This window comes from Vibrio vulnificus CMCP6 (genome assembly GCF_000039765.1).
GTDB classification, from domain to species: Bacteria; Pseudomonadota; Gammaproteobacteria; order Enterobacterales; family Vibrionaceae; genus Vibrio; species Vibrio vulnificus_B.
In genome coordinates this window covers 1,422,349-1,433,834 of record NC_004460.2, presented here as the reverse complement: position 1 = coordinate 1,433,834, position 11,486 = coordinate 1,422,349, and the positions used below count along the sequence as shown (strand labels likewise).

Below are 11,486 nucleotides of genomic sequence, written 5' to 3'. Positions count from 1 at the left end.
CTCTTCTTGCCTTATCTTGGCCTTATTTTTGCCTGCGGCATTCTCATTGATTTAGCTTCAGTGTAAGCTTGCCAAGTGCGCAATTCTACCAATATACCGACCAATAAAAGGAAAATAGCGACATGAGCATCACCTATCAGTTGCAACATCATCTTCGCTATCCCCACTTCAAATTTGCTTACGTTGATGGCCACCACCACAGCGATTTTGGCCTGCATAAACACGATTTTTCTGAGCTGTTTTTGGTGGTGAGTGGCAAAGGCAACCACCTTGTTGCTTCTCATGTCTATCCACTCACTGCTGGGGATGTGTTTGTGATCAACGGCGATATTGAGCACGCCTTTCAGGATGTCGATCGGCTGGAAATCATTAATTTGATGTTTGAAGCGGGTACGCCATTTTTCGAAATACCCTCATTGAGAAAACTCTCCGGTTATCAGGCGATGTTTAAGGTTGAGCCAATTGCCCGCCAAACCGGCGAATACCGCGCCAAGCTCACCCTCAATGACGAGCAACAACCATTGATCACGCAGTTGATTGAAGCGATTCGCCACGAATACCAACAAGGGGAAAGCGGCTTTGAAACCATGCTCACCAGTTTGATGCAGCAATTGGTCATCACCCTTGCGCGCATGTATCAGCAGCAAACGCACGATCTGCCCAACACCACGCTGGCGCTCAGCCGCGCACTGATTTTTATTGAGCAGCATTTTGCCGACGGCGAGATCCACAGTGGGGATGTCGCTCAAGCAGCGTTTGTCAGCCAACGCCAATTGGAGCGGCTGTTTAAGCAGTTTCTCAACACCTCTCCCAACTTGTATTTGCGTGAAATGCAGCTCAATTACGGGCGCGATCTCTTGAATAACGAAGCTGGTATGTCGATTCAACACGTAGCAGAGCAGTGTGGATTTAGTGATAGCAACTATTTTTCCAAGTGCTTTAAGCAGAAGTTTGGCCTAAGCCCTCGCCAATACGCTCGGCAGCCAAAATGAAAAAAGCCGCTGTTGTCAGCGGCGTAATGAATGGCAGTGGCATGCATTCATGCAACAAAAACAAGTTCCCCCGTATTGCTCGACTTGCCTGTTGCCAAACTGGGAGTGGCGGTCCCCTAAAGTGCCACTCCCTACTGGGTAATCTCTCCCATTACCCTACAGGTGGCTTACCACCACATGTCTGCTTGGATACCCACAAGGATGTCCGCTTTGTCACGCATTGATCCGTCTAGGTATGTGGCAAGGAAACGAATTTCAGGTGCTGGGCCAAAACCCGTTGGAACGATGATGGTTGGTGCAACCGTCAGTTTGTAGTTAGTGGCATCGTCACCCACACCGTTTGCATCTTCCCATTTGTTGTACTGGAAGCCAGCTTCTGTCGCGATGAAGAAGTTTTGCGCCACTGGGAATGATGGACGAATCATCGCCGATGCCCAGCTATCTTTGCCGCCGTTATCGAGATCGTTGTATTGACCTTGGATAGAGTGGAAGATGCTGACGCCGTTTTCAAAGAAGTAGCCACCCCATACCAATGCACGCGCAGAGACATCACCGCTTTCCACTTTCTTCATTTTGGAAGGGCCTTCCAATGCGCCATTGCCCGGTTTCCATGCGTTGTAAGTGGTGAGCGTACCGCCAAGTAGCTGACCAGAGCCAAGACCTTTACCTGCCTGAGCGATGTACTTGGTAAAGCCTTTGTCTGATAGACCAAACACTTTGTCTGAGTGAACAATCGCGGTCATCTCGACACCATTGCTGGCGTATTCTGTACCATCGACAAAGTTGTCTGGTAGATATTTACCCATGGCGTGCAGTTCAACACCATCAAAATCAACGCCTACGTGCACCGCGTGCATTGGGTTGTTCGAGTTGGTTGCCCAGAATGAATCTTCTGCGTTATCACTGGCGACATACGCGAAATCCCACTTGTAATCACCCAGTTGAACGCCTTCGATACCCACACCGGTACCCGACATGTCGGTGTAGAAGAAGTCGGTCATGAAGATATAGTTGTCTTTGCCGTAGAAGCGCGTACCGCCCCAAAGCGTGCCAGTTTCAGTCACGCCATCAAACTCAACAAAGGTTTCTACCATACCGATGCTGCTGTTCGCCGCATCTGCGTTGGTGCCAAGTTGGTTGTTGCCAGCTGACTGTGCGTTATCGGCACCTACACGCGTTTTGATGCGAATTTTTTGGCCGTCATCGTTTTCAAAGTTTTTCTGTAGCGCAAGCTCAAAATGGTTGTCCGATTCAATACCCAAGCGGCCTAGACGCTCTTTAGATGCTGGGAATTTTGAACGTTTGAAATCGTCATTCTTGCTGTACAGTGCGCCCGCACGGAAGTAACCGTGGAACTCAAAACCATCTGATTTTTCAGCATGAACAACAGGTGCAGCGGATAGGCCCGCAGTCGCAACTAGACAAGCGAGGGTAAGCTTAGAAAGTTTCATATTAACTCCATGTTCCATCATTAGCCCTTAAAAGAAAGCGCTTTCTTTATTCTTTATAAAAAAACTGAACATCGATGACGAACGCAAATCAGGAATTCACGTTCAACTATGCAATGAAGCTAATAAATTAAGAGCCTCAACCGCCTTGTTCAGTGCAAGAGAAGTATAAAAGGATCTTCTAAGATAAAACCGTGATCATCCTCATCAAAGAAAGCGCTTTCTCGGACATTCATCACAAATTGATATTTCGCTTATCAATGAATGAAAGAAACACTTTTAAGCCGTTTTGTGCCTTAAAAAACGAAAAGTGCCTTAAAAATGCCCTAAAAAACAAAAAGCCCGTGATTTTCACCACGAGCTTGGGCCACTCTGTGTCAGTTAGCGTTTTTCGAAACGAATATTATCCAAACTGAATGTCATTGCGGCAGTCGGTTCAAACACCAGTAAGTTGTTGATCATTTTAGGATCGGCTTGGTTACCTGCAACAAAGCGGTTGGACTGCGCTAAGAGATCCGCCAGTTTGATGCGCACTTCCCCCCACTGACCAATCGGAGGTAGTGCCACCGTCATGTCACTGGTTTTTGGCCAGCCACTGTCGATCTTCACCATCAACTCACTGCCGTCGGTCATCGACTCCACTTTGATATCAAAGATCAACTCGCCACTCTCTAACCAATGGCTCACGTCAGTCGTGGGTGAGCGGAAATAGAGGTTGCCCGCGCCATTTTGCTTGGTGATTTTCAGCACTTGGCCGTGATCACCATCGGCCACTTCTTGGTGCGAAACAATGTCCATCGGATCGTAACTGCCGTACGCCAAGTTGCTGTTGAGGCTTTCGGAGAAAATATCTAGGTTTGGCCCATCGGCGTAGCGGTCATCCTGCGCCAAAATCGCCGGAGCTTGATGCCCTTTGACCTTCACCGCTTGCTCACCGATGGTCGCGCAGCCTTTGCCTTTCCAGCGATCCGCCGAGCAGCGATATACTTTGACATAATCCACCAGCATGGTTTTCGGGAAGTCCGACTTGTCAATCCCTTTTTGGTTGGCATTGGCCGACCAAGAGCCGCCTACGGCAAGGTTGAGCAGCAAATGGAAACGTTCATCAAACGGTGCTGCGCCTTTGGCGTTGACCAGAGCTCCATCGACTTTGTATTGGCTGTACCACTCATCTTGCGTTTGTGTCGCGTAGTGAATGTTGTCGACGTACCAACGAATTTCCCCTTCTTCCCACTCAATCGCGTAGGTATGGAAGTCATCAGCAGGGTTGATGTTGTTCGGCAGTGACGCGCCTTGCCCACTGTAGACATTATCTGGCCATGCTTTGCCATAATGCAGGCTGCCGTAAATGCGATTTTCACCATCACCCGCTTGTGCTCCTGGCGCATCGGATTGCGCTTTCAGGTTAACCGCTTCCATGATATCGATTTCACCAGAGGCCGCCCAAGTGCCGTATTTGTTGTCGGTCGGCAGCATCCAAATCGCTGGCCACGTTCCCTGCCCTGATGGCAGTTTGGCGCGAATTTCAAAACGGCCATATTTGTGGTCGCGTTTGCCTTTGGTGCGCAAACGCGCGGAGGTAAATGGCAAGGTTTTGTTGGCACCAGCGCCGACTTTACCCTCTGGATTGTCTGGGCCGCTGTAGCTCTCTTTGTGCGCGACGATATGCAAATAGCCATCTTGCACAAAGGCATTACGCGCACGTTTGGTGTAGCACTGCTGCTCGTTGTTGCCGCCGCCCCAGCAGTTCTCTTCTAAACTCCAGTTGCGCTTGTTGATTTTGTCGCCGTCAAACTCATCGACCCACACCAATTGCCACTGATCGCTTGGCGGCGTAGGTTGATCCTGTAGCATCACAGGCTTTTTGGTTTGGACAAGATCAGTTGCGGATGCGCTGTCGCCGGTTTGGCTGCAGCCCACTAAAAGGCCAAGAGAAACGGCCAAAGCAAGCTGGTTAATTCGATTACGATTGTTCGATGTCATGATTCCTCCGCACGGGATGCCCCGTGACTGCATTGTCGGTGTTGGATCCGCTGAACGGCAAACAGGCTATGCCACTGGCATAGCCCTTCGTCGCGGATCAACGATTATTTGTTGAAGACCACATTGCGCACTTCCACAACGCCGCCATCAATGTCGGCAGTGCCACTGAAGTAGATCAGCGAAGTAACGTCGCTAAAATCGGGGTTGCCTTTGACCAGCTCGCTCATTGGGACGGTGTAAGCTGTCCATTCGGTACTAATGGCACGGCCTGTTGGACCAAACACCACAAAGTTATTGGTTTGCGGGCGATCGTTGTTACCCCATAAACCCGTTTGAAAACCGATGTTGAGCACCGAACCTGTGGTGCCTTTGATCTCAAACGATAGGCTGCCATTTTCAAAGCCCGTCAGGTTCGCACCGGCTTGACCCGCCAGCACAACGCCAGCTCCCCAACCCCAGTCTTTTGCGGTACCCGCCGTTGGTGGCGTGGTAAGCTTCAGCACTCCGGCCTCTGCGGCGAGGTACGCCGTGCCTTCCCATGCAATCGCTTCGCCGCCAGTCAGCAAGGCGCTGTCGAGCACAATGAATTGATCGGCGTCAGACGGTTGATCAACCACAGGTTTGGCATTGGGCGCAAGCACGCTGTCCAATACGTTTTGTTCCACACCACCGTGGCTTTTCACAATGTTCAAGCCCGCGCGAGTGATGCCGTCGAACGCGCCTGCGTCAACCAGATCCCAAATCACGTATTTGGCATTGCCGTTGATGTCAATCAGGCCAAAGTGTTTCTCAGAATCCCCCGGATTATCCGCCGCGCCTTTCCATGGCTCATCAAAGGCTTGGAAGAAGAACAGTGACGCGCCAAACTCTTGCGACCAAGCACGCATCAAATCGAAAAACGCTTTTTGCTTGTATTCGTCCGCCGCTTTCGAGCCTTCATCTCCATACATAACGTTGGTTTCTGACGCCCAGCCGGTTTCACCGATGTGGATCTGCTTGTTCACGCCAAGGCCCGCCAGGTAGTCTTGCACCAGTTTCACCTGAGAAAGCAGATGTTGTTTGGCACGCAGCATCGCCGCATCGACTTTTTCAATCGTGTTCAGACTTTGCTCTTCTTCTGGCACCAACCAAAACGCATTCGCATAGTGAGTGTCGTGGAACGGGTAAGAGTGGAGTGAAATGTAGTCAACCGCTTCCACCAACTTAGCGAGATCCGGATGGTTGTAGTCACCTTGCCCAGCCCAAGAAGCGAAGTTGTCAGAACTGGTGATCCAAACGTTCGCAGGGATCTCACCGTTATCGCGTTTCTCGCGCAGCGTGTTGACATGCTCAAGAATGATGGTTGGCGTCACGTGGTAAGGTGCCCAATGCACCATCGCCTCATTCCCCACCGCCAGCACTTTGATGATCTCAGGGTAGGCATTGACCATCTCAATCGCTTTCGCCACTTCGGCGTAGTTAGCTGGGTTGTTTTGTGTCGGGTCGATTGGGTTGCTTGTCCATGAGTTCAGCGCATCAATCCAAATGCCCAGCATCACGTACATTTCAAAGTTTTCATCTTCCGCCATCAGTTCATCAATGGCGATCAACAGATTCGCCGTATCGCTGAACCCTTGGGTGTTGTAGGTGCGCAGCACTTTGATGCCCATCGCTTCCATTAAGCGAAGATCTTCTTTCAGTTCCGCGACCGAAGGCACATTGGCTTCGGTACGCTCGGTGGTGCGAAATGCGCCATAAGAAATGGCGGGATAATTGGCATTACCCAGCAACGGCTCGCCATTGCGCGCAGTTGGGTAGTTGCCCTCTGGCGCTGGCTGAGGCGCAAGCACGACTTCATTTGGCGTTCCGGTATTACTGTCTGCTTCTGTTTTGCTGTCACTTCCGCACGCGACCAACAAGCTAGAAAAACCGAGCAGTAACGCGGACTTGATGATGTTTTTCATCAGATTCATTCTTTGTGTCCTTACGTTATGGATTGGAACAAAAACAAAAAGAAAGCGCTTTCTTTTTGTTTTAAAAAAAGAGCGAGAAAACGAACCAAGAAGACAGAGCGCTCTCGCTAAGCGACAGAAATAACATTGACAAACCCATAGTTCACAATGTTCTCCGTCGATAAAACCATTCTAGAAACAAATAAGGATGAAAAACGTGAGCGCCACCAACAAGCAAGCGCTTTCTTTGTGCGTAGATCACATTATAATCCCCTGCAACACGGTTAAATTGCTCAAAGCGTGAGCATCCGCTCTCGCAGGGCGTTATGCAGTTCAGAGTTTTGCTATCTTCGCTACCAGAATTCTAGGCGAGAGAACATCGCGCAGGTACACTGTCCGCTTGAACTCAAAAGGCAATATAAGGGGAGTTCCATTGATCACCATTAAAGAAGTATCCGAGCTGGCGAATGTCTCTCAATCAACGGTTTCAAGAGCACTCAATAACCATCCAACGGTCAAAGAAGCCAATCGCAAAAAAGTCTTCGAAGCGATTGAAAAGCTAGGCTACAAACCAAACGCCTTTGCTCAGGCGCTGGCATCTAGCCGTTCTAACAGCATTGGCATGTTGGTTGGCTCGCTAGACGGCCCGTTTTATGGCCCACTGATGCACCATGCCGAAGACACGGTAAGACAAAACAACATTCACTTGATCGTCACCAGTGGTCAAGAGTCTCACACCAAAGAGCAAGATTCGATCAACTTCCTGCGCTCAAAGCAGGTGGACGGTTTGATTGTGCATTCCGATAAGCTCTCTGATGATGAACTGATTGAAGTGGTTGAGCGTCAAAACGCCACGATTGTTTTGAACCGCTACATTCCTGAAATTGCCGATCACTGCATTTTTATCGATAACGAACTCGGTGGGTATTTGGCGACCAAGCACCTGCTGGAACATGGCCACAGCAAAGTGGCGTGCATTACTGGCCAGCTAAGCAAAGGCGACAGCCGCGATCGCTTACAAGGTTATCGCAATGCACTGGCTGAGTTTGGTATTGCCTATGATGCCAATTTGATTGTCGAAGGGCGTTTTGACCATCAAGGCAACCACGAAGCGGCGCGCCGTCTGCTCGATCGCGATCCACAAATCACCGCCATTTTCTGTCAAAACGACAACATTGCCCTCGCAGTTTATGACGTGGCCGCAGAACGCGGATTGGCGATTGGCGACGATCTCTCTGTGGTCGGTTTTGATAACGATACCCACAGCCAACACATTCGCCCACGCTTAACCACGGTGAACTTCCCGGTGATGGAAATGGGCTGCGAAGCTGCCAAAGGGGTCTTGGCTTTGGTGAATAAACAGAGTTATCCATTAAAGCACAAGCTAACGCCAGAACTGGTGGTGAGAGATTCGGTGAAACCACATCAAGCGGCAACCAAGTAGCGCAAGCTCGACTCTCACAATCCTTGCCGTCAGCGAAATCCATAGCGAGCTTCCCTGTGCCTTGGCTTTGCTCACTGGTTCCTGCGCTGACTTTCGTGACTGACACACAGAAAAAGAACCCCACCAAAAGGTGGGGTTCTTTATGTCTCTCACCTGGCCTCTATCGCGAGGCCAGGTTTCTGTTTGAGTGGCTAAGTAAGCGCTTAAAGCTTAACGATTAGCCATTAGCGCTTAGTGATTAACCGCGATACAGCATCGATTCTGGCAAGCTCACCACCACTTTTTCCACCTCGCCAGTGCGAGCGAAAATTGCTTGGCTAATACGCTCATCAAGCTCAAGTTGCTCAAACAACTGCACGCTGTCGTCACTCATCATCACTTCAATGTGTCCTTTATCCTGCTCGCTGAGCTGGTAAATGAACGGCACTTGGCAGTAAGTGAAGGCTAACTGACTGGCTTCCACCACGTAGCTGCGCTTCTCACCCGAGACGCTCAAACAGCTAAAGGTGGTAGCTTGTGTGAGGAACTCTTGCTTTCTCAATAGCGTTGGCTGAAGACCAATGCGCTGCGCGTTAACCTCAATACCCAGTTCGGCAAAACGCGTTAGCACTTCTTCTTTCACTTGGCCCGTCATGCCAGGCTGCTGCGCACCAGCGTGCTTTGGCGTATGCGAGTATGGGTCGGTTGGGAACGCGCCGTAATTTTGTGGCGTTTTGTTAAAGCCAATGCCCTGACGAACGCGGTAGTAGTATTGCGCCAACTGCTTGGTTTCTTCGCTGTTTGCATCTTGCTCCCAAGCGTGTTGGTAGTTCTCTTGCACCGCCAACAGCAGTTTAGAAACCATGTGCCAGTAGATACAGCCCAAGCCTTCGTAGCCAAACATGGTACCAGAGCGGCCGGTGAAGGCGCGGTGGTTAAACACCTGCTCATAAAGGACATCGAGTTCGTCCCACTGCTCTTTGCTGAACTCAGGGTAGTCCATTTTCACTTGGGCAACCGCGTTACGCAGGCCATCGACGTTTTCAAACGCGGCGTGGAAATGGCAATCGCCCTGGATGTCGCGCTGCACAATGCGTTGATCGCCCTTGGCCAGCATGTCACTGATGACGCGATGAGTTTCCACTTGCGCAGGCGCAATGCGGTTACGCGCGACAAACGCCGGCAATTCGCGATCCGGGTAGAGCATGAAGCTTTGCTGATCGTCACGGTACATATCGCTGCTAAACAGCTTATCCAACAACTCAACGGCTTGTTTTGGTGTGAGCACACCCGCACTCAATACCGCCACTTGCCCTTCCAGCATTGGGTAGAGATTTTCGATATTTAAGCTTTCACCCGAGTAAGTCAGGATGTTGTAGGCGTTATACAAGCCGTCTTCACGCAAGTTGTTTTCGATGCTGGAATCAAGCACCACAAGGCTCGCTTCCAACAGTTTCTCAAGTGCACTTTTCTCCACTTTGGTTTTGCCTGAGAAACCATTCATGCGGTAGACACGTTGTCTGAACTCATCGGCGGATTTTTCGAGCAGCGTCAACATCGCTTTGCGTGTTTGACGATTCACCGTGCCTTGGCGGATCTCTTTGGTCGCGTCTTGCAAAATGCGGGTGATGGAGAGCATCCAATCAAACACTTCTTTCGACATCGAGACAGAGGACGGCAGTTCACTCATTAATCCCTGCAAGAAAGCCACATAACGACGCATGTAGTACAAAGTCACCATCGAAAGACCATTGCCGACAATCGCATTGTTGGCATCGTTCCATTCCGGACGCTGAGTGTTAAGCCAAATCCCCCCATCCAACACCAAATTGCTCAGTTTCGATAGCAAAGGCACCAGCACTTTTTCGCACAAGTTCACCATGTAAACGCTGTCTTCCCCTTCGAGGATCAAACGGCCATCACTGCCCAGCTTCGCCACTTTTTCTTCGATACGCTTTTGCAGTTCGTGGTTAAACGACACCGTGTCTTTTGGATTGGCGAACAACTTGTCCACGCCACACAACTCGTAAGGCACATTGGCGTAGCTAAACAGATCGCTGGTGAGTAGCTCGCTGAGCTCTTCACGTTGATATTTCTTCGCCAACTCGAGGAATTTGAGCAAATAGATGATCTGGTGATCGCCCCAGTAACCGATGTTGCTCCACGGATCATCCGCTTCCAGCAGTTCCCAATCGATACCCTCTTTGGTGATGCGATACGGGTTGTAGCCATCCATGGTTGAGGCGTTAACAAACTTCGCCATGAATGAAGAGATGAACCCCGGATAGCTCAGCGCCAACGCTTCCCAGTTTTGGAAAATGTCGCGCCAGTTGCCTTGGTAAGAGAGTAAACGCTCACCTTTGTCATCTTTGAGTTTGATTTCGTAGTGGTTCCAAGGACGGCTTGGGTCACCATGACGACGGCCAAACGTTAGTGGCAAGTATTCGTAGCTCAAACGCACCAACTGCGCATCACCAGTGAGCTTTGCCAGACGAACCAACTCTGCATGAGTAAAGCTCTCAGGCAGGTCGGCAAAGAAGGTTTGCTGGCGCGCCACCACCTGTTGATTGGTTTTGCGCATGGTTTTCAGCACGTCTTGCTTGTCGAGCTGGTAGTTGTTTTCAATCACGCCGCCACGCATGCTGTTGAACAGTACGTTGGCGTAGTGGTGCACAAACGTGGTCTCTTCTGCGGTCACTTGCCATGCGTCACCGCCGGACATCAGAGCAACCAACTCTTGCTGATTTTGCGCGATGCTCGCCTCGATCTGCTGTTCCACATTCGCTGGCGTCGCAAGTTGCTGCTCTAAAGCACGCACATCACAATGGTTTTTATCGATATCGGCGACGATCAGCCAATGCTTGCTCTGCCCAGCTGGCAGCTTGATGGTTTTGTTGATCAAGTAACTGCCGCGCACGCCACGCGTCAGTGGCTCATTGACAATCGGCTCACCACAGCGGAACGCGCCGAGCTGTTCGCTGCTGAGAAGAATTTGGCCGTAGTCGTTATCAATGCTAAACACCGTGGTCGCCAACAGTGATTCGGCAGGCTCTGCGCGGTCACTCAACTTAGCGTACATGGTGTAAAGCGCCAGTGACGTGCCTTCCACTTGTTCATTCCACTTGTAGGCATCCACTAAGGCACTGCGCGTTTGTAACGCTGCCAATGGTGCACCCGATGGCAACAGGTTTTGTAGACCGTCGAGAATATCCAGCTCACGATCTTGACCAGAGAGATCGCTGATTTGCGCGCGGCGAACAAAGCCAAACTCATCGCTGCTGGCCCAAGCGTATTGGAATTTCAGCTTTAGCGTGTGGTTAAGCTCTTCAAAAACGATTTTGTCACCAATGCTGTTTTTGTAGAGATTGCGCTCGACTTGGTACAAGCCATCGTGGAAACGGTTGAACGGTTCCCACAGTACCCAACGGCCATCTTGCTGTACACGGACAATGGTTTTCGAGCCCGTGTTTTCCGCGCTTTCATGAATATGATCCACAGACTTGTAGGGAAAAAGAGCATTTTCAGGACGAATTCGGCCAGCCGACAAACTGCCTGTTGATGAGATAAACAGCCAATGGTCGCTGGAGGAGACCACGCTAATGAAAAATGGGGCCATTTTGTCAACGTGGGCAATTTTGTAGTAACGCTCACCGAGCAAATCGACAAACGAACCTTCAACGTTCTGATTTTTTTGATGTTCTAGCTTCAT

At 50.3% G+C, this 11,486-nt stretch carries 6 protein-coding genes; 2 read left to right on the top strand and 4 right to left on the bottom strand.

What is annotated here, in order from left to right; translation table 11 throughout:
• Positions 1–122: 122 nt before the first annotated feature.
• Positions 123–992, top strand: coding sequence for a helix-turn-helix domain-containing protein (locus VV1_RS21215; RefSeq protein WP_011082188.1), 870 nt, complete (start codon positions 123–125; stop codon positions 990–992).
• A gap of 167 nt (positions 993–1,159) precedes the next feature.
• On the opposite strand, the gene VV1_RS21210 is transcribed toward VV1_RS21215, so the two are convergent.
• From VV1_RS21210 to VV1_RS21200, 3 genes are all read right to left on the bottom strand, one after another.
• Positions 1,160–2,443 (bottom strand): carbohydrate porin, encoded by a 1,284-nt coding sequence (locus tag VV1_RS21210; protein WP_011082187.1) that lies wholly within the window; start codon positions 2,441–2,443, stop codon positions 1,160–1,162.
• Between the two features lie 378 nt (positions 2,444–2,821).
• Positions 2,822–4,423, bottom strand: a complete 1,602-nt coding sequence (locus tag VV1_RS21205; protein WP_011082186.1) for a glycoside hydrolase family 16 protein — start codon at positions 4,421–4,423, stop codon at positions 2,822–2,824.
• 104 nt (positions 4,424–4,527) lie between these two features.
• Positions 4,528–6,375: a glycoside hydrolase family 17 protein gene (locus tag VV1_RS21200; protein WP_011082185.1), complete on the bottom strand. Its 1,848-nt coding sequence runs from the start codon at positions 6,373–6,375 to the stop codon at positions 4,528–4,530.
• Positions 6,376–6,787: 412 nt separating this feature from the next.
• On the opposite strand from VV1_RS21200, the gene VV1_RS21195 reads away from it, so the two are divergent.
• A complete protein-coding gene (locus VV1_RS21195; RefSeq protein ID WP_011082184.1) occupies positions 6,788–7,798 on the top strand; it encodes a LacI family DNA-binding transcriptional regulator in 1,011 nt (336 codons plus the stop codon).
• A 238-nt stretch (positions 7,799–8,036) separates the two neighbouring features.
• Here VV1_RS21195 and VV1_RS21190 read toward each other — a convergent pair whose 3' ends face one another.
• Positions 8,037–11,486 carry a hypothetical protein gene (locus tag VV1_RS21190; protein ID WP_011082183.1) on the bottom strand — a complete coding sequence of 1,150 codons (3,450 nt, stop codon included), beginning with the start codon at positions 11,484–11,486 and terminating at the stop codon, positions 8,037–8,039.

Coding starts and splice junctions, on each gene's coding strand:
- VV1_RS21205 (WP_011082186.1), bottom strand. CDS start 4,423: ATGACATCGAACAATCGTAATCGAATTAACCAGCTTGCTTTGGCCGTT.
- VV1_RS21200 (WP_011082185.1), bottom strand. CDS start 6,375: ATGAATCTGATGAAAAACATCATCAAGTCCGCGTTACTGCTCGGTTTT.
- VV1_RS21210 (WP_011082187.1), bottom strand. CDS start 2,443: ATGAAACTTTCTAAGCTTACCCTCGCTTGTCTAGTTGCGACTGCGGGC.
- VV1_RS21215 (WP_011082188.1), top strand. CDS start 123: ATGAGCATCACCTATCAGTTGCAACATCATCTTCGCTATCCCCACTTC.
- VV1_RS21190 (WP_011082183.1), bottom strand. CDS start 11,486: ATGAAGCTAGAACATCAAAAAAATCAGAACGTTGAAGGTTCGTTTGTC.